General features: G+C 39.9%; 22 protein-coding genes. 16 read left to right on the top strand and 6 right to left on the bottom strand.

The genetic code is table 11. The features are described 5' to 3' along the window. Window positions 1-6 precede the first annotated feature (6 nt). The 5 genes from AC0L3Y_RS06055 to ushA all read left to right on the top strand — a co-directional run bounded on the left by AC0L3Y_RS06055 (window position 7) and on the right by ushA (window position 6400). On the top strand, window positions 7-1254 hold the full coding sequence (locus tag AC0L3Y_RS06055) for an ABC transporter substrate-binding protein (RefSeq protein ID WP_473469919.1): 1248 nt from the start codon (window positions 7-9) through the stop codon (window positions 1252-1254). Between the two features lie 206 nt (window positions 1255-1460). Beyond that, window positions 1461-2390, top strand: a complete 930-nt coding sequence (locus AC0L3Y_RS06050) for a carbohydrate ABC transporter permease (protein ID WP_473469917.1) — start codon at window positions 1461-1463, stop codon at window positions 2388-2390. Next, a complete protein-coding gene (locus tag AC0L3Y_RS06045; protein WP_473469915.1) occupies window positions 2383-3285 on the top strand; it encodes a carbohydrate ABC transporter permease in 903 nt (300 codons plus the stop codon). Before AC0L3Y_RS06050 ends, AC0L3Y_RS06045 begins: the two co-directional genes overlap by 8 nt. Before the next feature lie 117 nt (window positions 3286-3402). Then, entirely contained in the window at window positions 3403-4512 is a 1110-nt protein-coding gene (locus tag AC0L3Y_RS06040) for an ABC transporter ATP-binding protein (RefSeq protein ID WP_473469913.1), read from the top strand. Between the two features lie 280 nt (window positions 4513-4792). Beyond that, on the top strand, window positions 4793-6400 hold the full coding sequence (ushA, locus tag AC0L3Y_RS06035; protein ID WP_473469911.1) for a bifunctional UDP-sugar hydrolase/5'-nucleotidase UshA: 1608 nt from the start codon (window positions 4793-4795) through the stop codon (window positions 6398-6400). 122 nt (window positions 6401-6522) lie between these two features. Here the strand turns inward: ushA and AC0L3Y_RS06030 are convergent, their stop codons facing one another. The 3 genes from AC0L3Y_RS06030 to rph form a co-directional block, all read right to left on the bottom strand. Continuing rightward, on the bottom strand, window positions 6523-7029 hold the full coding sequence (locus AC0L3Y_RS06030) for a hypothetical protein (RefSeq protein WP_473469909.1): 507 nt from the start codon (window positions 7027-7029) through the stop codon (window positions 6523-6525). 114 nt (window positions 7030-7143) lie between these two features. Then, window positions 7144-9546 (bottom strand): putative bifunctional diguanylate cyclase/phosphodiesterase, encoded by a 2403-nt coding sequence (locus tag AC0L3Y_RS06025; RefSeq protein WP_473469907.1) that lies wholly within the window; start codon window positions 9544-9546, stop codon window positions 7144-7146. A gap of 169 nt (window positions 9547-9715) precedes the next feature. Continuing rightward, window positions 9716-10435, bottom strand: a complete 720-nt coding sequence (gene rph, locus AC0L3Y_RS06020) for a ribonuclease PH (protein WP_473469905.1) — start codon at window positions 10433-10435, stop codon at window positions 9716-9718. Between the two features lie 193 nt (window positions 10436-10628). Here rph and AC0L3Y_RS06015 point away from each other — a divergent pair, with 193 nt between their 5' ends. From AC0L3Y_RS06015 to AC0L3Y_RS06005, 3 genes are all read left to right on the top strand, one after another. Further along, on the top strand, window positions 10629-11495 hold the full coding sequence (locus tag AC0L3Y_RS06015; RefSeq protein WP_473469903.1) for a YicC/YloC family endoribonuclease: 867 nt from the start codon (window positions 10629-10631) through the stop codon (window positions 11493-11495). Between the two features lie 179 nt (window positions 11496-11674). Beyond that, on the top strand, window positions 11675-12013 hold the full coding sequence (locus AC0L3Y_RS06010) for an Arm DNA-binding domain-containing protein (protein WP_473469901.1): 339 nt from the start codon (window positions 11675-11677) through the stop codon (window positions 12011-12013). Continuing rightward, the gene (locus AC0L3Y_RS06005) at window positions 12010-12948 is read left to right on the top strand and encodes a tyrosine-type recombinase/integrase (protein ID WP_473469899.1); all 939 of its coding nucleotides are present in this window, start codon (window positions 12010-12012) and stop codon (window positions 12946-12948) included. The genes AC0L3Y_RS06010 and AC0L3Y_RS06005 overlap by 4 nt, the downstream gene beginning before the upstream one ends. 40 nt (window positions 12949-12988) lie before the next feature. Here AC0L3Y_RS06005 and AC0L3Y_RS06000 read toward each other — a convergent pair whose 3' ends face one another. Continuing rightward, window positions 12989-13309, bottom strand: a complete 321-nt coding sequence (locus tag AC0L3Y_RS06000; RefSeq protein ID WP_473469897.1) for a hypothetical protein — start codon at window positions 13307-13309, stop codon at window positions 12989-12991. A gap of 97 nt (window positions 13310-13406) precedes the next feature. After that, window positions 13407-14087 carry a hypothetical protein gene (locus AC0L3Y_RS05995; RefSeq protein ID WP_473469895.1) on the bottom strand — a complete coding sequence of 227 codons (681 nt, stop codon included), beginning with the start codon at window positions 14085-14087 and terminating at the stop codon, window positions 13407-13409. Between the two features lie 883 nt (window positions 14088-14970). Here AC0L3Y_RS05995 and AC0L3Y_RS05990 point away from each other — a divergent pair. The 5 genes from AC0L3Y_RS05990 (at window position 14971) to mobF (ending at window position 20237) form a co-directional block, all read left to right on the top strand. Continuing rightward, a complete protein-coding gene (locus AC0L3Y_RS05990) occupies window positions 14971-15165 on the top strand; it encodes a helix-turn-helix transcriptional regulator (protein WP_473469893.1) in 195 nt (64 codons plus the stop codon). A 10-nt stretch (window positions 15166-15175) separates the two neighbouring features. After that, window positions 15176-15514 carry a hypothetical protein gene (locus AC0L3Y_RS05985; protein ID WP_473469891.1) on the top strand — a complete coding sequence of 113 codons (339 nt, stop codon included), beginning with the start codon at window positions 15176-15178 and terminating at the stop codon, window positions 15512-15514. Between the two features lie 147 nt (window positions 15515-15661). Continuing rightward, complete coding sequence (locus AC0L3Y_RS05980) at window positions 15662-15955, top strand: hypothetical protein (protein WP_473469889.1); 294 nt, start codon at window positions 15662-15664, stop codon at window positions 15953-15955. Window positions 15956-15970: 15 nt separating this feature from the next. Continuing rightward, window positions 15971-17686: a type IV secretion system DNA-binding domain-containing protein gene (locus AC0L3Y_RS05975; protein WP_473469887.1), complete on the top strand. Its 1716-nt coding sequence runs from the start codon at window positions 15971-15973 to the stop codon at window positions 17684-17686. After that, window positions 17673-20237 (top strand): MobF family relaxase, encoded by a 2565-nt coding sequence (mobF, locus tag AC0L3Y_RS05970; protein WP_473469885.1) that lies wholly within the window; start codon window positions 17673-17675, stop codon window positions 20235-20237. Before AC0L3Y_RS05975 ends, mobF begins: the two co-directional genes overlap by 14 nt. A gap of 56 nt (window positions 20238-20293) precedes the next feature. On the opposite strand, the gene AC0L3Y_RS05965 is transcribed toward mobF, so the two are convergent. Then, window positions 20294-20812 (bottom strand): phosphatase PAP2 family protein, encoded by a 519-nt coding sequence (locus AC0L3Y_RS05965; protein ID WP_473469883.1) that lies wholly within the window; start codon window positions 20810-20812, stop codon window positions 20294-20296. Window positions 20813-21090: 278 nt separating this feature from the next. On the opposite strand from AC0L3Y_RS05965, the gene AC0L3Y_RS05960 reads away from it, so the two are divergent. From AC0L3Y_RS05960 to AC0L3Y_RS05950, 3 genes are all read left to right on the top strand, one after another. Beyond that, window positions 21091-21741 carry a helix-turn-helix domain-containing protein gene (locus tag AC0L3Y_RS05960; protein WP_473469881.1) on the top strand — a complete coding sequence of 217 codons (651 nt, stop codon included), beginning with the start codon at window positions 21091-21093 and terminating at the stop codon, window positions 21739-21741. 342 nt (window positions 21742-22083) lie between these two features. Next, window positions 22084-23217 carry a hypothetical protein gene (locus AC0L3Y_RS05955; RefSeq protein WP_473469879.1) on the top strand — a complete coding sequence of 378 codons (1134 nt, stop codon included), beginning with the start codon at window positions 22084-22086 and terminating at the stop codon, window positions 23215-23217. Continuing rightward, complete coding sequence (locus AC0L3Y_RS05950) at window positions 23214-24281, top strand: DNA cytosine methyltransferase (RefSeq protein ID WP_473469877.1); 1068 nt, start codon at window positions 23214-23216, stop codon at window positions 24279-24281. Before AC0L3Y_RS05955 ends, AC0L3Y_RS05950 begins: the two co-directional genes overlap by 4 nt. Window positions 24282-24993: the final 712 nt, after the last annotated feature.

The raw sequence follows: 24993 nt of genomic DNA, 5'->3' as shown, positions 1-24993 counted from the left end.
ACTATCATGAAAAAAATTGCTTTCGGTTTAAGTGCTGTTGCTCTTTCTCTTGCCGCGTCAACTAGTCACGCAGGCGACGTAGAAGTTCTACATTGGTGGACATCTGGTGGCGAAGCCGCTGCGATCAATGTACTTAAACAAGAAATGGTTGATGCCGGCCACACTTGGAAAGACTTCGCAGTCGCAGGTGGTGGCGGTGAGTCAGCAATGACTGTTCTTAAATCCCGTGCCATTGCTGGCAACCCTCCTTCTGCTGCTCAAATCAAAGGCCCAACTATTCAAGAATGGGGCGATCTAGGCTTCCTTACTAATCTTGATGATGTTGCAGATGCCAGTGATTGGGACGTGGTTTTACCTCGCGTTGTTAGCGACACAATGAAATACGATGGTCACTATGTTGCGGCACCAGTTAACGTTCACCGCGTAAACTGGATGTGGGCAAACCCTGAAGTATTCCGTAAATCAGGCGCATCTATCCCAACAACATGGGATCAGTTTATTGTTGAAGCGAAGAAAATCAAAGCAGCAGGTTTCACTCCTCTTGCTCACGGTGGTCAAGCTTGGCAAGACGCGACGCTTTTTGAAGCCATTGCGCTTTCTAAAGGTTCCCAGTTCTACAGCAGCGCTTTCATTGGTTTGACTGACAAAACATTGCGCAGCCAAGACATGATCGACGTTTTTGATACTTTCAAGCAAATGCGTGAATTCGTTGACCCAGGTTTCTCTGGTCGCGACTGGAACATTGCAACCTCTATGGTTATCAATGGTGATGCAGCAATGCAAATCATGGGAGATTGGGCGAAAGGTGAATTTACTGCTGCAGGCAAAAAAGCAGGCGTTGATTATGTTTGTTTCCCAGCTCCGGGTACAAGCAACGCATTCACTTTCAATATCGACTCTCTAGCCATGTTTAAAGTAGATGGTAAAGAAAAACAAGCGGCTCAAAAAGATCTTGCTCGTTTGATTCTTGAACCTAAATTCCAAGAAACATTTAACTTGAACAAGGGTTCTATCCCAACTCGCTTGAACATGCCTCGCGATAAGTTCGATTCTTGCGCTCATTCAGCAATGGATTCTTTCCTAGCAAGCTCAACAACTGGCAACTTGGTACCAAGTATGGCTCACGGCATGGCTGTGAACTCTATGGTTCAAGGCGCTATCTTTGATGTTGTGACTAACTTCTTTAACGATGAATCTATGACATCTAAAGAAGCAGTAGATAAGCTAGCTCGCGCTGTTAAAGCAAGTATGTAAGATCCATTTACAACATTGGCTGCCATGAAAATGACAGCCAATGCCTGTAAATAAAAGCATACGAGGCTGGCCCCTCTTGCCAGCCTCTTCTTAAGATTTCTTAGAGAATGTCACAAAAAGTCACAGGCAAGATGAGTGAAGTTTTAACACAGCATCATCGAGCACAGTCGTTTTGTTACAATCTCTTCTATAGTGAAGCATCAATTATGAACACTAAAGCCACCAATTCTGAGTCAGCTCAGACTAGGTCAGGACGTCCTGCACGCCTAAGCTTGGCTGACTGGATGCCGAAAATCGTCATGGCACCAACAATGATCATCACCTTGGTCTGCATGTACGGTTATATGATTTGGACCGCCATTCTTTCTTTCACCAACTCTCGTATGTTGCCGTCTTACAATTTTGTCGGCTTTGATCAATACGAGCGTCTATTCAACAATGACCGCTGGATAGTGGCACTGACTAATTTAGGTGTCTTCGGTGGTTTATTTATTGCTATCTGTTTGTTCCTTGGCGTTGTATTAGCCATTTTCTTGGATCAAAAGATTCGTGCTGAAGGTGCAATCCGTACCATCTATCTTTATCCAATGGCGATCTCTTTCATCGTCACAGGTACCGCATGGAAGTGGCTATTGAACCCAACTAATGGCATCGAAAAGATGATGGTTGATTTGGGCTTCGAAGATTTCAAGTTTAATTGGCTCTCAGATCCAGATATGGTCATTTACTGTTTAGTCATTGCTGCTGTTTGGCAAGCCTCTGGTTTTGTCATGGCGTTGTTTTTAGCGGGTCTTCGTGGTGTTGATGGCGACCTGATTAAAGCGGCTCATCTTGATGGCGCAAACACCTTTACCACTTATCGCCGTATTATTTTGCCATCACTGAAACCTGTCTTCTTCAGTGCTTTAGTGATTCTCTCCCACATTGCTATTAAGAGTTTCGATTTGGTGGCGGCTCTCACCAATGGTGGCCCTGGTTACTCTTCCGACTTACCAGCCAACTTCATGTACGCACACACCTTTACCCGTAGCCAAGTTGGCCTAGGTTCAGCATCGGCAATGGTGATGCTCGGATGCGTATTAGCAATATTGGTTCCTTATTTGTATTCAGAATTGCGAGGTGAACGCCATGAGTAACCATAATGCTATAAATAAAAGAGCACTTGGTCGCAAAACTTCGGTTCTAGACAAAGTATTACGAGTTGCCTTGTACACAGTATTAATCACAGTTGCTGCGTTCTATTTAGTACCTTTTGTTGTCATGTTAATAACGTCTTTAAAAGACGTCGAAGAAATTCGCACGGGCACATTACTTTCTTTGCCAGCTTCATTGCATTTTGACTCTTGGGTAAAAGCCTGGTCTAGCGCTTGTACAGGTAATAGCTGTGGCGGTATTTCACCTTATTTCTTGAACTCATTTCAGATAGTGATACCAGCCGTGCTGATTTCAACCCTATTAGGAGCGATTAATGGCTATGTTATTTCTCTTTGGAAATTTCGTGGCAGTGATCTGTTTTTTGCAGCCTTGCTTATCGGTTGTTTCATTCCGTTCCAAGTTATTTTGTTACCAATGGCACGCACATTAGGTTGGTTGGGCATTGCAAACACAACTACTGGGTTAGTATTTGTTCATGTGGTTTACGGTGTGGCCTTTACCACTCTGTTTTTCCGTAATTTCTATCAGTCTATTCCAGGAGAACTAGTTAAAGCAGCTCGCCTTGATGGTGCAGGCTTCTTCACTATTTTTTACCGAATTATTCTTCCTGTATCGACGCCAATCATAGTGGTTACCGTAATTTGGCAGTTCACACAAATTTGGAACGACTTCCTATTTGGCGTGGCTTTCTCTGGATTTGAAACGCAACCCGTTACCGTCGCACTGAATAACTTGGTTAACACCAGTTTTGGCGGCAAAGAATATAACGTAGACATGGCGGCGGCGATTATTGCGGCATTACCAACCCTACTCGTTTATATCTTCGCAGGAAAATACTTCGTCCGTGGCTTAACCGCTGGAGCAGTAAAAGGTTAATGACTTTCTAGTCAAAAATAATAGCAAGCACCTTAAAGACGATTTTAGAGAACCTCTCACATTCGTGCCTTTTACGTTTCACAGCATGAGTGATAAGACAAAATTTGGAGTAATAACATGGCAAACCTAGTCATTGAAAATGTTAAAAAAAGCTACGGTAATACTGAGATATTAAAAGGCATCAATATCTCTATTAAAGCGGGTGAGTTTTTAATTCTGGTCGGTCCATCCGGCTGTGGCAAATCCACCTTGATGAACTCGATCGCAGGACTTGAAGACGTTACAGAAGGTCGTATTTTAATCGCGGACAAAGATGTTACTTACACAAGCCCAAAAGATCGTGATATCGCCATGGTGTTTCAGTCATACGCCTTGTATCCAAACATGACGGTTGAGCAAAATATTTCGTTTGGTCTAGAAATGCGTAAAGTACCAAAAGAAGAGCGTCAGATTGAAGTACAACGTGTAGCAGATATGTTGCAAATCAGTCATCTACTGAATCGTAAACCGGCACAATTGTCTGGTGGACAACGTCAGCGTGTTGCTATGGGACGCGCCTTAGCCCGTCGCCCTCAGCTTTACTTGTTTGATGAGCCACTTTCAAACCTTGATGCAAAATTACGTGTAGAGATGCGTACAGAGATCAAGAAGCTACATAAGAAGCTGGGTACGACCATCGTTTATGTAACCCATGATCAAATAGAGGCTATGACCTTAGCAGATCGTATTGCGGTAATGAAAGACGGTGAAGTTCAGCAGCTTGGTTCACCTCAAGAGATTTATGATAATCCAGCTAACCTTTTTGTTGCTGGGTTCATGGGATCCCCTGCGATGAATTTTATTCCTGCTAAGGTTATCTCTCAAGATGGCAAACCTATGTTGGAATTGGCGACCACATCCAGTGCTGCTCTACCCTTCCCAAAATCAGAAGCTTTAGAAGCCTACGTAGGAAAAACCATCTTACTTGGCCTACGCCCTGAAATGATCACAGAACCACAGCCACACAAAGAAGGTCAACCTTTTGTGACTACAACGGAAATTGAAGTAGAAGTCACTGAGCCAATGGGTGCCGATACCATGATTTTAACTCGTGTTAACGATGCTGAAATTAACTGTCGCTCTAATCCAATGTATCCAGCAGAAGCCGGTTCCATTATCCAGATGATGTTCGACACATCCAAAGCGGTTGTTTTTGATCAAGAGACAGGACAGCGCCTCGATAAGTAATCAAAGGTCGACTGCTTAAAAAAACATTTGATAAAACATCTTTATCAGATTGCAAAAAAATGCCTGTTTACGACATCCGCTTCGTAAACAGGCATTTTTTTGCTTAAAAAGCGCTTGTTGTTGCACAAATGGTCAAAATTACTGCACAGTCCCTCGAACTTGTCACAAATATGCGATACATTTTGTAGAACAGTAATTCACTACTCTGACTTACTAATGGCTATTTGATTATCAAAGAACCCAAAATCTGTCGATTTAATATCACCAAGGGAACCAAAAAATGAAATTAACTAAACGTTTTGTCGCAAATCTTGCGATTACAGGTGTCGCTCTATCTGTGACAGCCTGTTCTATGATGGGGCCTCAGCAACCAAATTGGCAAGAAGACAAAGAATATCGAGTGACTATCTTGCACACCAATGACCATCACGGTCGTTTTTGGCAAAACAGAAATGGCGAATACGGCATGGCTGCTCGTAAAACATTGATCGATAACATCCGTGAAGAAGTGGCATTAGATGACGGTAGCTCTTTGTTACTTTCTGGCGGCGACATCAATACAGGTGTTCCAGAATCAGACCTTCAAGATGCTGAGCCAGATTTCCGTGGCATGAACATGATCAAGTACGATGCAATGGCATTGGGTAATCACGAATTTGACAACCCACTTTCTGTATTGAAAAAGCAACAAGAATGGGCAGGTTTTCCTTTCCTATCCGCTAACATTCTTGATGAAAAAACAGGCAAACCACTGTTTGAAGCGTACAAAATATTTCAAGTAAATGATCTTAAAATTGCAGTAATGGGTCTGACGACAGACGATACTGTGAAACTTGGTAATCCAGAATATCTAGAAGGCATCAAAATAGAGTCTCCTATTGAAGTTGCTTCAAAATTGGTTCCTGAGCTGCGTAAAAAAGCAGACATAGTGATTGCAGTTACTCACATGGGTCACTATGCAAATGGTAACCACGGCGGCAATGCACCTGGTGACGTAGCTTTGGCTCGTGCTGTTCCAGGTATTGATGTTGTTGTTGGTGGTCACTCTCAAAATCCATTGTTCCAACCTGATGAGCAAAATGGCACTTTGATTTTACAAGCTCACGAATGGGGCAAGTATGTAGGTCGTTTGGATTTCGTTTATAAAAATGGCGCTATTGTATGGTCTGAATATGAGCTAATCCCAGTTAACCTTAAGAAAAAAGTAAAAGACGCTGATGGCAAATCGGTTCGCGTTTTCATCCAAGACGAAATCGCACAAGATCCAGATATGCTTGATATGTTAACGCCTTTCCAAGCAAATGGTCAGAAAGAGCTTAATGTAGAAATTGGCTTCTCTACAGATGACTTTATTGGTGATCGTAGTGTTGTTCGTAACCAAGAAACAAACTTGGGTAACCTAATTGCTAAAGCAATGAAAGAGAAAGTGAATGCAGACATCGGCATCATGAACTCTGGTGGTATTCGCGATAACTTAGCAAAAGGCATTGTGACTTATAAAAGCGTACTTCAAGTACAACCTTTCGGAAACATGGTGTCTTATGTTGATTTTAATGCAACTGAGCTAACAGATTACCTTTCTGCTATTGCATCAAAACAAGCGGGTACTGGCGCATTCGGTCAATTCGATGGTGTGGCTCTAACACTGAAAGATGGCAAAGCAACTAATATTGTTGTGAATGGAAGTCCATTAGATCCTAGCAAAACTTACCGTGTTGCAATAAATAGCTATGTAGCAACAGGTGGTGATGGCTACCCTAAAGTGACTGATCACCCTAACTATGTAAACTCTGGTTATGTTGATGCAGACCTTTTGGTTGAATACATCCAGAACAACTCTCCAGTTGATGCCGCTAAATTCGCTCCATCTGGTGCAGTTAAGCGTTAATATCCATTCTTTAGTGCTTTCAAGCTCTAAAGAAGAGCAATAAGAAATCCCCAGCAGACAATATCTACTGGGGATTTCTTTGTTTTCAACCAAGCATTTAAAAATAACACCCTATTGGACTGTTACTTCTTATAGGTCAAAGTCCAAGTTAGCGGAGTTGGCAATTTCTCTGATTCCAGCTTGACGGTATAGATCAGTTCATTATCACTCACACTTTGCCATGTATTGGTTCGTATTCCCCTTTCGGACTCGAGAACAACGACAACAGAAGTCTCTGTTTCTTGATATGTGCCAGAAATTTCAACGCCTTCTTCGTCTTTTTTAATGACTTCGCCACTGGCTGAAAGCGAAATGGTATCGACTTCTTCACTGTCACATTGCCATTGGAATTGATTTGCAGTTTGGCTCAATAACCACTGCTGACAAACTTGTGTTTGTTTTTTTAAAACGGGACGTGCCAAAGCACGTATAAAGAAGTTCATTTCTTGGGCAACGTTTTCAACCGCTTCATCTAATTTGGTTTGTGTATTGTCTGCGTCTTGTAGTACCCATTTTCCATCTAGATTAGATGCTTGCACACCTGAACCTAGCATCATGGCGATTACGCCAACACTGATAAACTTGTTCACCTTATATCTCCTTATTTTTATTGTGAACAGATCATCGCAAAGAACCATCACCTTGTGAGGCTCAAAAACGCGCACAATAACTGACATTTATCGCCAGCCTATGACAGATTATAATTAGGAGTTCAAAGGAAACCGAACATCTTGATGTAAATATTGGCCAGCGACTTCTTCTGCAAGAGGTACGGAAAAGTAATAACCCTGATATCGATCACAACCTATTTTTTCTAAAATTAATTTCTCTTCAAGACTTTCCACACCTTCGGCCAAGACAGATAAATTCATATGAGAAGCCATAGAGACGATTGTATTGATAATCGAACTGTTGCTGTTATCACCAGATAGATCTCTGACAAACGATTGGTCAATTTTTAACTGAGTGAGTGGAAAGTGCTGTATATAACGCAATGATGAATAACCCGTCCCAAAATCATCAATTGAGAATCGTATATTTAACTCCTTGAGCTGTAACATTTTATCAGTCACTGAAGACATTTCTTCCACCAGCATGCCCTCAGTAATTTCGAGGTCCAACAAGCTAGGATTAATCTGATGCTTTTCTATTACTCTTTTAATAGTGTCAACAAAGTCGCCTTTAGCAAACTGATAAGGGCTAATGTTGATCGCAATACTTTCAAACAAATCAGGCAAACCTTTTTCCTGCCAGACCTTTAGTTGTCGGCAAGCATTGTCTAACACCCAAAAACCGATTTCTTCAATCAAACCAGCTTCTTCAGCAACAGGAATAAAACGACTTGGCGACACTTGTCCAAGCTCATCATTAAACCAACGTAGTAATGTCTCGAATCCAACTAGTTGACCGTCGATATTGACTTGGGGCTGATAAACCAAAGAAAATTCGTTTTTATTTATTGCTCCATGTAAGGCTTTTTCTAAAGCGAGTTTTTCCGTCACTTCTTGCTGCATTTCCTGACGATAAAAACAATATTGGTTGCGCCCTTTCACCTTAGCATCATACATAGCCGTATCTGCCTGACGAAGTATTTGGATGTCATTCTCGTTTTCCAACGGAAACAAGCTGATACCAATACTGGCTGAAATAAATACATCGGTTTCATCCAAGCGGAACATTTGAGAAAGCTTAAACAACAAGGATTCCGCCAGTTGCGACACCTTATATTGTGCTTCTTCAAGGCTTCTACCAAGCACAGGAAGTAATAAAACAAATTCATCACCACCAATCCGAACTGCAATTTCTGGTTCAGACAAAGAAGAAACAATACGTTGTGCAACCTCTTCTAAAAGTGCATCACCAACATGGTGTCCCATAGAATCATTAATACTTTTAAAACGATCAAGATCGAGAAAAATTAACCCACCAATATGATTATTTTCACGAGCCTCAGCGATCACCTTTGCTAAGTTTTGATTCAAAAATCGACGATTCGGTAAGCTGGTCAAAGCGTCGTAATAAGCAAGAAACTTAACTTGCTCTTCATCTTTTCTCCGCTGAGTAATGTCTCTAAAAGAAGCGAGGAAAAAGTCGTCTTTATCCAAGGTAATAATATTGCCGCATACTTCTACAGGAAAGTAACTACCATCCTTTCTCACATAATCCGCTTCATAGGTTTTTGCATCCTGCATAGATGCAACAGACCATTGTTTAAGAAGACTCGGTGTTTGCTCCGGATCAATTTCTTGGATATTTAAAGTAAGTAATGTTTCTGTGTCATAGCCCAATAACCGACTGGTTTGATCATTCGTATCTAAGATTTTTCCGTTTAAGTCAGTTAACAACATAGATTCGCTAGATTGGTGTAAAACAGCTTTAAAGTAGGCTTCACTTTTCGCCAGCTCTGTTTCGACCTTCCTGCGTTTGTGCCAAAGCGCCGCAATCGTTCGAGCTAATATACCAAGCTCATCATCCCGCGCCGTTTCTTTGAACTCAACTTGCTCCGGGTCAACTTCGGCTTCATCAAGTACACTAAGTTGGTTAGTTAAACGAAATAACGGACGAGACAACTGCACATAGACTAAAAAGAAAATCATCCCTCCCAGCAATACCGCTGACCCAAAGACAAGCAAGGTGCCACGAAGATTTCGTATCACAAAAGCTTTTATCAACTCTGCGGTATCCACATTAGTAATTAACTTACCAACATGATGACCATTTACCATAAGATCCAAGGAAAACTGTTTAGGAAGCCCTCTAAAAAAGAGATCGGAAAACCAACGGGTAGATACATCTGCTAAAGGTCGGTAGGTACTTGCCAATACTCTACCTTGAGCATCTTCGAGTCTAGTTTCGTAATAGGCTAGGTGATTCATCAGCCCCTGCAGTACATTTTCCGCTTGTGATCGGTTTGAACCTGCCACAGCTTCTGATGCAAAATACTCTACGCTACGTAAGGAAGATAAAATTTGTTTCTGAAGAGCAACTTTTTGATTTTGCCAATCCTCTCGAATAAAACACACACTAATAATCAACAGTAAAAAGCATAAAAACCACAAAGATTTTTTTATTTGGCTATAAAAAAGACTTTTTCGAAGTGTTGACATAGTACTCCATTCAATCAGTGGAAAGGGAAGAGATCGTCATACTCAAATCTAACACACTATTCATAGATATTTCCTTCACTACGTACTCAAACGGAATGGTAAGAACCAAGTAATAAAACAAAAAATCTCGCCGAAGCGAGATTTTAGTAGAACGAGAAATAATGGTGACTTATTTTTCAGCTAACGCAGCGGTCTGTGCGGCAATGATTTCTGCAATACCTTTGCGAGCTACAGCCAGCATTCCCATCATGTGTTCATCACTGAATGCTTCGCCTTCAGCCGTACCTTGAATCTCAATGAAACCGCCTTTGTCATTCATAATGACGTTCATATCGGTTTCTGCATTGGAATCTTCTGGGTAATCCAAATCTAAAACGGGAACCCCTTTATAAACACCAACAGAGATAGCCGCGATTTGCGAAACAATAGGATTTGTTTTTACTTTTTTACTTTCAACTAGATTGTTCATCGCATCAGCTAAGGCAACAAAACCACCCGTAATAGACGCAGTACGAGTTCCGCCATCAGCTTGAATCACATCACAGTCAATCGTGATGGTGTTTTCACCTAACTTTTTAAGATCTACGGCGGCACGTAAAGAACGGCCTATCAAACGTTGAATCTCAACCGTACGTCCATTTTGCTTACCACGAGCAGCTTCACGATCCATACGATTGCCAGTAGAACGAGGCAACATGCCGTATTCAGCAGTGATCCAACCTTGCCCTTTGCCTCTCAAAAAACGCGGCACACCAGAAACGACAGTAGCAGTACAAATAACCTTGGTATCACCACATTCAATTAACACAGAACCTTCCGCGTGCTTGGTAAAGTGACGGGTAATTTTAAGGGGACGTAACTGATCTACTGCTCTTCCGCTAGGACGCATATTGGCTCTCTCTATTAATTAACACGATAAAGGCGCAATTATAACGAACCCACACAAAATTGCGCGCTCAGCAAACAGAAAGCATTACAATAAGTGGAAAAATCCACAATAAGCTAAACTGTCGAACCCCTCCCGGTTAAGCTACAATATCACCTTTGTTTTCTCTATTTATTCTTTTACCTAGGTACTCAACATGACTGCAAGCATGACAGCCTTCTCACGCCAAGAAGCCGTATACGATTGGGGCACAATTAGCTGGGAAGTTCGCTCCGTAAATCAACGTTATCTAGAGCCTAACTTTCGTCTACCAGAAAACTTCCGCGAGCTTGAATTCTCTTTTAGAGATGTACTGCGCAAAAAACTCAACCGCGGAAAATTAGAATGCCAACTGCGTTTTCAAGGAGTAGACAAAGCCGCAACCAGTCTAAAAATCAACCCAACCAATGCTCAAGCATTAGCGACTGCGATTGACACCCTTGGTACTTGGTTTAAAGACCTAGATCCAGCAAACCCACTTGATATACTAAAATGGCCAGGCATCTTGAGCGACGAAGGCACAGACGCTGAAATGATGAAGAAAGCCGTTGTTGAACTATTTAACCAAAGCGTGGATGAATTGATTCAAGTGCGACTACGCGAAGGCACTCAGCTAAAAGAAATTATCGAACAACGACTAGACGCTATCGACGCCATCGTCGTCGAAGTACAAGCTAAATTGCCTGAAATCATCGCCGCACAGAAACAGAACCTTATAGACAAACTCGAAGCAGCAAAAGCCGACCTTGATCCAATGCGCGTAGAAACAGAAATCGTTCTACTGGCTCAAAAAGCCGACGTCGCAGAGGAACTGGATCGCCTCGCCACACACACCAAAGAAGTTCGTCGCCAACTACAGCAAAAAGGCCCAATCGGCCGCCGCCTCGACTTCCTCATGCAAGAACTCAACCGCGAAGCCAACACCTTGTCATCCAAATCCATCGTTGTTGAAACCACACAAAGCGCCGTGGAATTGAAGGTATTAATCGAACAAATGAGAGAACAGATACAGAATATTGAATAGCATTTCATAGAATGCCATAACAAACTAAATCCCATAAAAAGCAACAACTTATATGAATTATAGTTTTTATTAGCATTCATATTAATTCATAAAACCGCATTAAACTGGTGGCATAATTGGTGACAAATAAATTCTAATATTCTAGAATCAAACCATCTGTCACCAATTATTTTATCACTATGAATGATGCTCAATTAAAAGCCACACTAAAAGCAGGAAAGGTCGGAAAGTTCAAAGTCGATACAGGGCTATACTTTCGAGTCACAGAGCAGAAAAGTGCATTTTGGGTGCTTAGATATACCATTAACGGTAAACGTAGAGAAATTAGTTTAGGACGTTATGGAAAACCTCCTGAAGGGCTACCTCTCAGTGAAGCCAAACTAAAAGCAATACAGACAAGAGCCTCTATCAAAGAAGGCGTTGATCCTATTGCAGAGAAAAAAGAAATAAACTCCCTCACTTTAACACCGTCAATGATGTCGCTAAAGATTGGCTCTCTGAATGTGAACGTCATTTGAAAAACCCTCAAATCCCAGCCCGTGTATATCGCAAAGATATATCGCCTTATATTGGTGAACTGGCAGTAGATAAGGTTAATTCAAGAGATATCTTACAAATCATTCGAACGATCAACAAAAGTGGCCGCCCTTCGATTGCAAATGATGCACTTAATTATTGTAAACAGCTATTCAACCACGCTCTTAAATTAGACCTTCTAGCCAATAACCCAGCAGCCCCATTTACTGAAAAAGACGCTGGAGGGGCTGAGAAATCAAGAGATAGAGCGTTATCTTTAGATGAAATAAAAACTGTATTTAAAGTTTTTGAACGTCATACAGACATCATGACGAGAGAAAACTACTTAGCTCTAGCCCTCCTCCTTGTCTTAGGAGTCCGTAAAGGCGAACTTATTTCTGCAAAATGGAGTGAATTCGACTTTAAAAAAATGGTATGGATCCTAGATGCGAATAAGACAAAAACAGTAGCTCAGATCAAAATACCATTACCTGATCAACTGAAGCCTATCTTTCAAGAATTAATGGTAAGAGCGAATGGATCAGAGTATGTATTCCCTTCAAGAAGAGCTAGCAAAAGACGAAAGTATATTAGCGACGACACATTAAACCACGCCCTAGCAAAGCTGTTTGGACAAAAAGTAGACTCCAAAAAACAGCCACTACCAAATATCTTAGGTGAACATGGTATTGAGCACTTTGTTGTACATGATTTAAGAAGAACCTGCCGAAGCCTGTTAGCTCAGAATAGTGTTCCTAGCCATGTAGCGGAGCGCTGCTTAAATCATAAAATTAGAGGGGTCGAAGGAATTTATGATAGATATGATTATTTCGATGAAAGAAAAGACGCGATTTCACAGCTTGCAAATACTATTGTGGCAGAGATAAATATTACGTCATCTATATTTGAACAAAGACTGTATATGCATATAGGATAGATAGCTAAAGGGGCTAAATGCCGCCCCTTCATTACTTCACTTATAAACCTTTTTTCGCCACAGCAATATGCGCTCTTTTGAATAATTTATAAAAATCAGCCACAGACAAATCAAAATCTTTCGTAGATAGGTTAGCCCCTGATCCTTTAAAATCATCATAGCTCATATTTGTATAACTTATGGTTACTGACATCTCTCCTGACAAATGAAAGTAGCTTGCTTCAAATGAATAAATCACATCATTAGATTGAATGTAACCAGCACTCAGCGCGTAATCAGATAATGCTTTAAAATCATCATCATCAAATGCAGCCCCACCAGTCCAGTCATTATATTGAGTATCTGCTTCCCTATTTAACATTTCTAACTCCTTCTTATTTATGGTTATGAGCTCACATTAGTATTATCCATATGCACCCTTCAGAAGCATAGATAAAATTTCCTTGAAAAAAGCTCTTCTATGAAGAGCTCTCTGCAAGTAATGCCATGGCCTTTTTTGTTATCTTCTCACGACGACCAATATATTTATCTATGGATAACTCAAGTTCATCTAAAATTTGTGCGCGTTTAAAACCTTTAGATAATAAGCTATAGATAGCCTGCTCTTCCTGATCTAACTGGCTTTGAAGCTTATTTGTAAACTCTGGCGGTAATTCCATATCATCAAAGATATTGAATTCGGTATTACCTATAACGTCATTATCATCAAAACCATCATGATGCATTGAAACAACTTTCTTGGCTTCGTCAGAGCTAGCCATTCTTTTTTCTTTACTTAGGTGAGAGCGATGGTTTAAAGCTACGGTAATCTTATCCGAAATCAAATTACTAGCGCAGCGATGAACAAGGCCACCAATAGAATCATTCTCATCAAAGTACCATTCCTTATCGAGTCGAGACTTGTAAAATTTAGCCCACACTTCCATTTCGATATCTTCATATAAGTCTTCACGACTATAACGTAGAAACCCTTGAGTTTGAGGGAAGGCTTTTTCATACAAAGACTTTATACGAGGCCTATAACGCCTTTGAAATTCATCAAGTGATTTGGTGCAACCCTTATCCATAGCTTCAAGTAACTGCTTGTCTGTATGTTCTCCAACAGTTTCAAGTAACTGCTTGCCTGTATGTTCTTCCATATTTCCTCTATGCAATCTGCGAAGTAATTTATTATAAGAAATAAGTTAAATAGAGAGTCTAATAACCTACCCACCCCATTCGAAGTACGGAATCCTCTGCATCATTTTTAGAGAAAAAACTATTCATTCTTCCTCTTACATACATCTAAAACCTTCAACTTAAAGTACCAGTTACTCATTAATAATCAATATTAAAAACGCTATACCAAACATCACTTCATTTTTTCATTTCCTTCCCCACTTTTTGAAAACCCATCGGTAATGGTCAGTGAGGACGAAAAATGACTCAACTTCACGATCAAAAATGGATTGAGAAATTTTAATTATTTTTCCCACATTTTGAAAAACCATCGGTAACGGTTAGTGAGGGCGAGAAATGTCTCATCCTCACGATAAAAAATGGATTGAGAAATTTTAGTTATTTTTCCCACATTTTGAAAAACCATCGGTAACGGTTAGTGAGGGCGAGAAATGTCTCATCCTCACGATGAAAAATGGATTGAGAAATTTTAGTTATTTTTCCCACATTTTGAAAAACCATCGGTAACGGTTAGTGAGGGCGAGAAATGTCTCATCCTCACGATAAAAAATGGATTGAGAAATTTTAGTTATTTTTCCCACATTTTGAAAAACCATCGGTAACGGTTAGTGAGGGCGAGAAATGTCTCATCCTCACGATGAAAAATGGATTGAGAAATTTTAGTTATTTTTCCCACATTTTGAAAAACCATCGGTAACGGTTAGTGAGGGCGAGAAATGTCTCATCCTCACGATGAAAAATGGATTGAGAAATTTTAAAGATCTTACCCACTTTTTTGGAAAAACATCGGTAATGACAAGTGAACCTAGCAATAACTGTTAGGGCGGAACAGGAGAATGAGCCATGTTGCAGACTTCAATAAAAACAGGAACAAAGCTCTTTATAAGAGCTAACGAATTATCAGGAGCTTTAGGAATTAGCCCCTCAACAATTTATCGATGGAGAAAGGCTGGGTTACTACCAGAGCCATTATCTCTCGGCCCAAGAGTAATTGGGTGGAAATTGAAAGACATTAACAACTGGCTTGAAGAAAAATAAGGGGAATAAAATGAAAAAACTTTATCAAAAACTACGCGGTACCTTCGCTAAAAGCCCAACCAAGAAGGAAAAAGAAAATCCACTCAGAACAGGTCAAATAGTGTTTGCCAATTCCAATCTATGGGATAGGTTGCAAACACTTACCCTCGATTACTTGGATGCCCCACTTTTCGAGAAATATCAAGGTCAAGGTCTAGACCTAGATTGCATTGTTATGGATGCCTATGAAGTATTCAACGAAAAAGGTGACTTTTCACCATCAAACCATAAATGCATAAAAGAAATTAAAAAAGCAGTCCAAAGAGAAATAGAAGCTATAAGTGATTCAGACCTTAACGCTTCCATTTAAGCATTAGATCAAGTCAAAACATCACGATAAACCTATTAAAAACAATGGTTTATCGTGATATCAGCTATGAATACAAATATTAAATTTTCTACAAAAAAATATAATAAATTCATAGTGTTTACATTAAATACATTAAGAGAAATAAATATGTCTAATTCAAAAACACGATCAGAAAAAGATAGAAGCATTACTTTTCGCACGAGTAATCATCACTATAACCGATTTATACAAGCTGCGGAAGATAATAATATGACTCTTTCAGCTTTTATTCGCTATTTATCAGAAAACCACTTAGCCCTAGAAGATATGAATATAAAAATAGATCGACTGGAGAAAAGATTAGAAAGACGAATCTTTGAAATGCTTTCAGTAATAGCAGGGCTAGATGAGCAAGAACATTTAAAAGCTAAAAAAACATATTTATCAAAAGTTAAAAATTAAAAAAGGAAATTGATAATGATTTTATCTAATAAAATATTTAAATCTATATTTTTTATTTTGGCCTGCATACTGCTACTACTTCCAGTAACTCTTGCCTTAATGAGTTTATATTTTAACATTTCACCTCATTACTATGAATTAAAGCCAATAGAAACGTTTTCTAATTATATCTATATATTAAGAAATTTTGGTTTTGAGGCTTTATTTAATCAATTAATTCAGAAAAAAGACATTCAAATTATTGTTTTTATATCTTTTTTATTCTCTATATTTTTCGTCACATTTTGCGTTAAATCTAGAGAAAAAACCAAAGAGTTAACTTACATTAGCGACTCTAAATTATACAAAGATGAAGCTGCTATCAGGCATGCCAAGAGCATGCATAAAAAAGACTTAAACGATAATAAGTCAACGACATCAGGCATCCAGATACACCCGAAAATTAAGATTACAGAGCTTAGAGAGCAAAACAACTTTCTGATCTTAGGCACTACTGGTGCGGGTAAATCTACTGCATTCAAGCCTCTAGTTAAGCAAGCTATTGAACGCGGCGATTACGCATTGATTTATGATGAGAAAGGGGAATATACACAATCGTTTTTCAATAAAAATACAACGATTTTATTGGCACCATGGGACGCAAGGAGTGCTTCTTGGGATATTTCTAGTGATATCCAGAATAAGCAAGATGCTGAGTTGCTAGCTCAATGCCTTATTCCTGATTCCAACAGCAAAGACCCTCTATGGGATTCAGGGGCTCGAATCATTCTAGTAAGTATGATCATGATGCTAATAAACACCAAGAGGCAAGCATGGGGTTGGGAGGACATCTATAAACAGCTGACAACTCCTCTTGATCTGGCTCGCTCAACATTGGTTAAGCACAACCCTATCGTGGAGCCATTACTAACACCAAATTCCAAAACCACGACCAGCTTTTATGCTCACATCATGAGTAAATTGAGCTGGATAGAAACCCTAGCAACAGCATGGCCAAAACAAGATAACAAAGCATTTAGCCTAAAAGAGTGGGTCACAGAAAGCACTAAGAAACGTATTGTGATAGTACAAGCAGATAGCCAGTTTAAAAACCTAGGTGAGCCTCTATGTAACGCCATCATCTCGTTTATGACTAAACATTTTTTAGGGCTTAGTAATTCATCTTATCGGAAAACGTGGTTATTTGTTGATGAATTCGCAAACCTCCCACGTAATCCAAATATATCAGCGTGGTTAGAACTCGGGCGCTCTAATGGTGCTAGGTCAGTTCTTTGTACTCAATCTATTTCACAGCTCCATAGTATTTATAGTGAGGACGAAGCAAACACAATCCTCAATCTTTTATCTAACGTTATCGCATTTAGGGTCGGAGCGGTTGGAAGCGATGCAAAAAACACTGCAAGTATTTTTGGGGAGTACGAAGCTGAAGTACCAAATTACGACCACCCAGATCGCATAGGAACACGATCATATGAACTACTAGTAAAACCATCAGAGCTCATTCAGCTAGGCCAACCTACAAAACATGGAGTTGAGGGCTTTATGCAAATCCCAAGCTGGAACGCTGTTTACAAGCTGCGATGGCCTCTATTTAAGGGTTCAGGCGATGCGGAAAAAAAGGTGCCAGCAAAATGGCTCACCAAATCTACCTCAAAATCCAATATACAACCAAAAGTTAAGCAACCAGCAAACAGATTAAACAAAAGGAGAATAAACAATGATGTCAATTAGCCCAGTAAACAATGTTGCTTACTATATGGACCTCGAAAAGGAAGATTACTACTCAGGTCATGGAGAGCCAAAAGGTAACTGGCTCGGTATTGGAGCTAGAATTCTGGGGCTGCACGGTCAAACCATTGACGACACAGACTATCAACAGCTAATGACGGGGTTCTCTCCTTCTGGAGAACCGCTCGTACAAAATGCAGGAAAAGATAACAGACGAGCTGCATGGGACTGCACTCTCAGTGCGCCAAAAAGCGTCAGTATCGTGTGGGCTAGCGCCTCCCCTCAACTAAAAAAGAAAATTGAGGTCGCGAAGAGCCAAGCGGTTAACAAAACTATTAGATTTATGGAGCGCCAAGTTGCTAAGACACGACGCGGCAAAAACTCTTTAAAACATGAAAAAGCCTCTGGTTTTGTAATTGCAGCCTTCTCCCATTGCACAAATAGAAACGAACAAATGCAGCTCCATAATCACGTATTAATTCTAAACACGTCCCCCCGTGAAGATGGAACCTGGGGGGCTGTCGAGTCGAACTCCATATACCGCTGGAAAATGGCCACGGGGGCAATTTATCGCGCTGAACTTGCATTTCAAATGCAAAAATTGGGGTTCGAAATTGAGCCCGATGGTGATTCTTTTCACCTTAAAGGTGTGTCAAAAAAGGCGTGCGATGCTTATTCAAGTCGAGCAAAAGAAATTGATAAGGAACTAAAAAAAGCAGGCATAAAAAGCAGCTCAAGTAAGGAAGGGGCTCGCATTAAAACCATAACTAGAAAAGCAAAAAAAACAGTAGATAAAGACGTTCTTTTTCAAAGATGGAAATTTGAATTAGAAAAATATGGTTTAACTGAATCCTTTATCGACTCTCTAACTCTATCTGAGAAAACCACTCAACCACAAGAGCTAGACCAATCGGTAATATTGAGTGAACTAACAGAGAAAAAAGCTATTTTCACTAAGCAAGACTTATTCAAAGAGACTGCAATTAGAGCGTCACATTGTGGAATGAGCGCTATACAAGCTGAAGAATTCGTACTTCAAACACTGCAAAATGAAGAGGTCATTTCTCTGAATTCCGAGAATAGTTTTGTACAGCAATTTACCACTGAAGACGTCATCACAGGTGAACGTTTAATGGTAAAAGACGCAAAGTTTTTGGCTAACAGCTATACAAAAACAATGAATGAACAACAAGTGAATGAAGCAATTTCGCTAGCTGAAGAGCAACTAGGCTTCTCTTTCGATGAAGAACAAAAAAGCGCCGTTCAATACACATTATGCTCTGGTGACTTATCTATTACACAAGGTAGCGCAGGCGCAGGTAAAACGACTCTCATGCTTGCTGCCAAGATTGCATTTGAGCAGCAGGGAAAAAGAATCCAAGGTGCTTGCATAGCCAAAAAAGCAGCCAATAACTTGATGCAAGAAACAGGAATTCACTCTCATACGGTTGCATCTCTAGTTCATTCTATTAATGACAACAAACACCCTTTAAGAAACGTAGATGCCCTTGTTATAGATGAGGCAGGGTTACTTCCTAGTACAGATTTACAGGTATTACTTTTCGAGGCAAGAGCATCAAACTGTAAAATTATACTGACTGGTGAAGATAAACAATTAGATGCGATCAATAGAGGTGGAGTTCTACGCTACCTATCTCAACCAGAAGTTCTAGGCTCACAACGTATTGAAACTATTCGACGTCAAAGACAAGATTGGGCAAAGCAAGTTGTAGCGGATCTTCGAGATGGGTGCTCAACAAGAGCATTGAATTCGCTGAAAGAAAAGAAATGTCTTCACTGGTCTGAGAACAACGACAAGACAAAAGAAGCACTAATACGCGATTGGCACCGTTATCAACGAGAGTACCCGAATAAAAAATCTCTCGTTCTTGCTCAGCAATGGAAAGATGTGAAAGCACTCAGTGAAGCCATTAGAAACATTCATATTGAAGAAGGCCGAGTGGGAACAGAGCATATTCCTCTAAAGTGCAGCATTGCAGAAAAGCTATTTGAATATAAGTATTCAGTTGGCGATAGAGTCAAGTTCTGTAGAAACGAATATCGATCATTAAGGGTTTCGAACGGCACTCTTGGCACAATAAAAGAAATTCAACAATTAGAGAATGATGTCCAATTCACAATAGAAGTAGATGATAAAAGAGTCATTTCGTTTTTAGCATCAGAGTATAGCGATGAGCTAGGCGCTCATCTATGCCATGCCTACGCTCTCACTGTGTTCAGCTCCCAAGGCACAACGATAGACGGCAACACTTTCACACTCTATAACGGCAGCATGGACAGAGCTAATACTTATGTAGCGCTCAGCAGACACAAAGACGAGTCACATCTGTATATAAACAACGCTGAAATAAACGAGCGATGCAGAGCAAAAGATATAAGCGTTGAACCAACTCAGGAGATGCGAGAAAAGCAGCTAGCTGAGCTTACCAGACGAGATAATTATAATTCACTAGCAATAGAGCATCTGGCTGAGCGAGAAGAGCAACGAGAGAAGGAGTTACAGCCCTCTCATGTAGAAGAATTAGAAGCTTAAATATTCCCCCTGAAAGAATTCATAGCAAGCAATGAACTCTTTCAGGGGGCTTAAGGTTAGTAACTCATTGAAGCATGTAAACTAACTTGATTATCAGTAACAACAGGCGTAATAAAAAAGTTTCTAGCCGTCATCCCCATTTCTGTAATCGCGTATTGAATCCCAACTGCCAATGCAGCACCAGCCGCGACATCATGCCAATAATGGTAGTCACCATGAACTCGAGAATAACCCACATAAGAAGCAGCAGCATAAGCAGGTAAACCATACTCCCAGCCATAACGCATTTGTAAAAAGGCCGCGCCTTGGAAAGCCGCAGAAGTATGCCCAGATGGAAAAGAGTTATTATCATTTCCATTCGGCCGCTCTGCATCAACAGCAAATTTAAGGCTATGTGTTGCAACACCTGTCCATAAAGCACCCTCAGCCCATTGAGCGGTTCCTTCATTGTCACCTTTGATTATTGAAATCATTCCAGCAACCAGTGGAATCCCTATCTGTAAATTATCGCCAGCACGAACTACGCTGTCATTAGCATGAACTACACTAAGATAAGATATACAGAAAACAGTCATGGTAATCTGAAATGCTCTCTTAAAATTAAAAAAATGAGTGTTTTTTCTATTTTTACTAAATTTTAGGCGCAAAAATCCGCCCCATCTAGCCTCGGCAGGGTTATACAAAGAGAGCATTCTAGTTACCTTATAGAGTTAATAAATTAAGATTTTGAATATCACTTGGCCAGTGTTGTGAAATCATATATGTGAAATCCTTTCAGATCAATAAAGATCTCACAAAAAGATTTAACAAATTATTCAAAATCATTTTTTACCCCTATATAAACGGTGTAATAATGACAAAAGAATGGTTTACAGCTGCCGAACTGGCAGGACAAAAAGGCATGCCAGCACACGCCACAAACGTGACGCGTAAGGCTAAAAGTCAAAATTGGGAATACAGGCAGATTACGGGATTACGAGGTGTAAATTTTGAATATCACGCCAGCTGCCTACCTGAGGAAACACAAGAGGCGCTTGGGTTAGAAGGTGTTAAAAAACCTATACCAGCTGAAAATAACAATTCAGATATGGTTACTATTCAAATCTACTCAGCAAAAGCAAAAACGTGGAATAAGGCTAAGCCAGAAGCTCACATGATGCTGCCTAAACGTTATTTACCGAAATCGTTATCTGATCAAGAGCTTAGCCACCTTTTCGCGTTAGAAGCACCTGACAGTACAATGCAACCTACAATAGACATAGGTGAAGTGGTTCTAGTTTCCAAAGTGATTAACAAGGCAGACATATCAACAGGTGTGTTTGTTATTGAAACAAATATGGGCATCACCATAAAAAGGCTAAAGCCAAACCTTGCAGGAACAGAGGTAAAAGTGTGCTGTGATTCAGACAAATTTGATGATGAGACATTAAAGCGAGATGAGTTTAAGGGGGCGACTAGACTGATAGGTAAAGCAATAGGATCCATCATCAAAGAAATAACTTAGACAGATGACAACAAAAGGCGCCTCCCACATGCCGTACTCTAATACAAATAGTTTTTTCCGCTCTAATTATGCACACTTCTTCTGAGAGGATACTTAGAAATAGGCATTTAGACTTATGTTAATTCCCTATTCCCAAGAGCTTTATTTTTATATGGCACTAGACTATCTAAGATATCAAGAGAGATAGTGAAAAGAGTTTCAGCTTTTTCCTGATGGTGCATGGAACAGAAAACTGATAAGTTCCTAACATACAAACGGTTAACTATGTACGTTTCCACTAGTCTAACGTGCATACGCTAATAAATGTTATGCACCAAGCATTAAAGTTACATCGAGGAATAAATGACATTTCAAGTTGAAAATATCTCAGGAAGGGAGCCGCTAGCAGATTATCCATGGCGGGGTGAAGTTGATAGGTTATTAGATTGGCTCATAGATAAAGACTCTCATATACAAGCATTCTGCTTTGATCTAATGATGTCTTCTGCGTATATAGATGCAACAGCTGGTATTGAAAGGTCTATCGAACAATGCGGCGAATTGAATGAAAAATATAATTCCCACTTAGGGTTTATAAACCTTTGTTCACCATGCTACATAAATAGTGAAAAATGGTCTTATCAAAAAGCTGTAAAACCGCAATCAGGAGCATTAGGCAAGTTAAGCAGTGAAGTAATACTCCGATTCATTGAAAAGCTCTACCCTCAGCTAACAGAGGTTATCGCTGTAGGTGGCACAGAGACGGCTGATGCCGTACTAAAGCATGAATCAGGAATGATCATTCTTGCTGAAGTGAAGTCGGCACCGTTGTTAACTTACCCCTTTTTGTTCAAGGCCCCAGATAGCTGCTTGAAAGGTGATCATGAAAAACTAGTCATTACAAACTCACAGTTAAGGGCCTGTGAATCTGCTATCTACCTTCATAGCCTTGGAGCAGTGGACCTAGGAAAAGCGGGGGATGATCTTTGGCCTTTCAAGCCATTGGTTAATTTTTTAACCAATTCTAGTAACTACAAGTTCATTCAAGCATGTATCGATGAGTGGCTTGCAGCTAGAGATGCTTATTCTAGGAAAGATCGTAAAAATAAAATGTACTATCTTGCTAATGCTAGCGGAAGCCCTCCAAAAATAGCTAAAGATAGAGACGGTTGGCCTAAGAAAGAGTCGATCAGCGATAGTAAAACTAGTGCTGGAATGGATCGTACCGACGACATAAAGAAAGGAATATACCAGTCTCTAAAAATAGGAACTCATGTAAAAGATGATTCTAGCATCAAAACAGCTATAATATCGAATCTTCCTGCCTACAGACACGGAGAAGAGTACGTCACTCCTTTTGTCAATATGTTATGGGGGGTAGAAGAAGATATCGATTGTCTGAACGGCCAAAAAGCAATCCTCGCTGACAAACTTCGAAGGACTTTTGACTTTATCATTACATTAGAAGAACCAATTTTACGTGACATTAAACTATGACATTACCTAATCATGAGACTCGAGAATATACAGGAATAGTTCTTGAAAGAATGAAACATCTTCCTCCTGGGGGAAAGATGGGGGATTTGCCAGAGCACCTTCAACATGAAAGCTTTGTGAGAAAAGGTGAGAAAAAAACTGGTGGCCCAAACATGCGGTTATTGCGATTAGAAAAGAACAAGCCATCACTCACTGTGACAGCCTACATTTTTAACAAATTCGTTCATCCTAAAGAAAATAGATATATAACGCCAAGAGAAGCTGCGGCATTGCAAGACTTCCCACTTGACTATGAATTTAAGGGGCCCCTTGGGCAAGTTCAAAAGCAAATAGGGAACGCCGTTCCAGTTGGCCTTGCAAGAGAATTAGCCAAAGAGGTTGCTAAATACTTTGAACGATTGAACAAAGGGGGTAAGAAACGAATTGCATCCTATTTTACTGGTGCAGGAGGACTGGATTTAGGCTTTGAACAAGCCTCAAATAATCTTATTCAATTTGAAACATGCTTTTCAACAGATATAGAAAAATGGGCAGAAGCAACCGTTAGGCACAACCGTCCAGAATGGAATTTTCACAGAGAAGATATAACTCAACTTGACCCCCTTACCGTTAAAAATTCAATAGGAGAAAAGCCTGACATCATTATTGGTGGACCTCCTTGCCAACCATTCAGTGTAGCGGGTAAGCAAAAAGCAACAAAAGACCCTCTAGGCGTTCTTTATAGAGACTATATTCGTCACGTTGATGCACTACAGCCAGAAATTGTTGTCATGGAAAATGTTTATGGATTAGCACAAGTGAAGAGTGCAAATATGATTGAGGAAATATATAAATCATTTAAAGATATTGGCTACGATGTAACACATAGAGAATTAATGGCTGCCGACTATGGTGTACCACAAAAAAGACGTAGGCTGTTTTTTGTGGCTGCCAAAAACTTACACTATTTTCAGTACCCACAACCAACATATTGCGAAACAAAGAACCTATTAGGGTTGCCCCTTTATAAAGGAGCTGGTGATGTAATCCTTAAGCTACCAAAGGCGGTTGCCCGAGAAAAATAGTGTATAGCAAGGCACAGCACTCCAAATTAGCGAGAAAACTAAAGAAAATGGAGCTTGCTGCCCATCGACATGTCGTCGAAAAAGAGAATTGATCTTAAACAGATATCAGCTTCACATATTTTATCGCGACATTGAAATTTAAAAGCCTGAAGTATCTATACTAAAAGTTAACTATGTAGCTTAAATCATGTGAATGGATGAATCGGGCTAGATTAAAAGAATTATATTTACTGATTCAGCCCTTATGAAGGCTAGTATATTGGCTTATCCAGTCAGAACGAAATTTAAGACTCATTAGCACAATTTTTAGGTAAGGTGACGGTGTTTCTCACTTCTTAATTGGCCATTAATTCATAGAATTTTTATCCGCAATTCACCTGATAAAAGCGATATCCTAACATGCTTCTGCCCAGAAATAAGTTATCTCATACTGTAACAAGCGGTATGAGTAGGAAGTGATACATCATTTTCACTGCGCCAATGAGTTAACTTAGCAGCTACCGTAATCACTAAGTTTTTAAAAACAGTCAAGATGATAAGTGAAGTTATCGACATGCAACTAAATATATCACCCACTTAAAATCGGTGACATAAATAATGACAGATAATTAAAAGAATAAAAATAATCTATATCATTTAAACACTTAGATTGAATATCAATATTCAGATACAGAATATTGAGTGATGTGTTTTAAATTTTCTCAACTTGAGG

It is taken from the genome of Marinomonas sp. GJ51-14, from assembly GCF_055808695.1.
Note: the sequence above shows the minus strand (reverse complement) of the source record. Positions and strands in the feature narration are given on the sequence as shown.

Bases quoted from the DNA above. Each gene is read 5' to 3' on its own strand.
- AC0L3Y_RS05990 (WP_473469893.1), top strand. From the start codon at position 14,971: ATGTTGCAGACTTCAATAAAAACAGGAACAAAGCTCTTTATAAGAGCT.
- AC0L3Y_RS06040 (WP_473469913.1), top strand. From the start codon at position 3,403: ATGGCAAACCTAGTCATTGAAAATGTTAAAAAAAGCTACGGTAATACT.
- AC0L3Y_RS05985 (WP_473469891.1), top strand. From the start codon at position 15,176: ATGAAAAAACTTTATCAAAAACTACGCGGTACCTTCGCTAAAAGCCCA.
- rph (WP_473469905.1), bottom strand. From the start codon at position 10,435: ATGCGTCCTAGCGGAAGAGCAGTAGATCAGTTACGTCCCCTTAAAATT.
- AC0L3Y_RS06045 (WP_473469915.1), top strand. From the start codon at position 2,383: ATGAGTAACCATAATGCTATAAATAAAAGAGCACTTGGTCGCAAAACT.
- mobF (WP_473469885.1), top strand. From the start codon at position 17,673: ATGATGTCAATTAGCCCAGTAAACAATGTTGCTTACTATATGGACCTC.
- AC0L3Y_RS05980 (WP_473469889.1), top strand. From the start codon at position 15,662: ATGTCTAATTCAAAAACACGATCAGAAAAAGATAGAAGCATTACTTTT.
- AC0L3Y_RS05955 (WP_473469879.1), top strand. From the start codon at position 22,084: ATGACATTTCAAGTTGAAAATATCTCAGGAAGGGAGCCGCTAGCAGAT.
- AC0L3Y_RS05965 (WP_473469883.1), bottom strand. From the start codon at position 20,812: ATGACTGTTTTCTGTATATCTTATCTTAGTGTAGTTCATGCTAATGAC.
- AC0L3Y_RS05960 (WP_473469881.1), top strand. From the start codon at position 21,091: ATGACAAAAGAATGGTTTACAGCTGCCGAACTGGCAGGACAAAAAGGC.
- ushA (WP_473469911.1), top strand. From the start codon at position 4,793: ATGAAATTAACTAAACGTTTTGTCGCAAATCTTGCGATTACAGGTGTC.
- AC0L3Y_RS06015 (WP_473469903.1), top strand. From the start codon at position 10,629: ATGACTGCAAGCATGACAGCCTTCTCACGCCAAGAAGCCGTATACGAT.
- AC0L3Y_RS06050 (WP_473469917.1), top strand. From the start codon at position 1,461: ATGAACACTAAAGCCACCAATTCTGAGTCAGCTCAGACTAGGTCAGGA.
- AC0L3Y_RS05950 (WP_473469877.1), top strand. From the start codon at position 23,214: ATGACATTACCTAATCATGAGACTCGAGAATATACAGGAATAGTTCTT.
- AC0L3Y_RS05975 (WP_473469887.1), top strand. From the start codon at position 15,971: ATGATTTTATCTAATAAAATATTTAAATCTATATTTTTTATTTTGGCC.
- AC0L3Y_RS05995 (WP_473469895.1), bottom strand. From the start codon at position 14,087: ATGGAAGAACATACAGGCAAGCAGTTACTTGAAACTGTTGGAGAACAT.
- AC0L3Y_RS06000 (WP_473469897.1), bottom strand. From the start codon at position 13,309: ATGTTAAATAGGGAAGCAGATACTCAATATAATGACTGGACTGGTGGG.
- AC0L3Y_RS06025 (WP_473469907.1), bottom strand. From the start codon at position 9,546: ATGTCAACACTTCGAAAAAGTCTTTTTTATAGCCAAATAAAAAAATCT.
- AC0L3Y_RS06055 (WP_473469919.1), top strand. From the start codon at position 7: ATGAAAAAAATTGCTTTCGGTTTAAGTGCTGTTGCTCTTTCTCTTGCC.
- AC0L3Y_RS06010 (WP_473469901.1), top strand. From the start codon at position 11,675: ATGAATGATGCTCAATTAAAAGCCACACTAAAAGCAGGAAAGGTCGGA.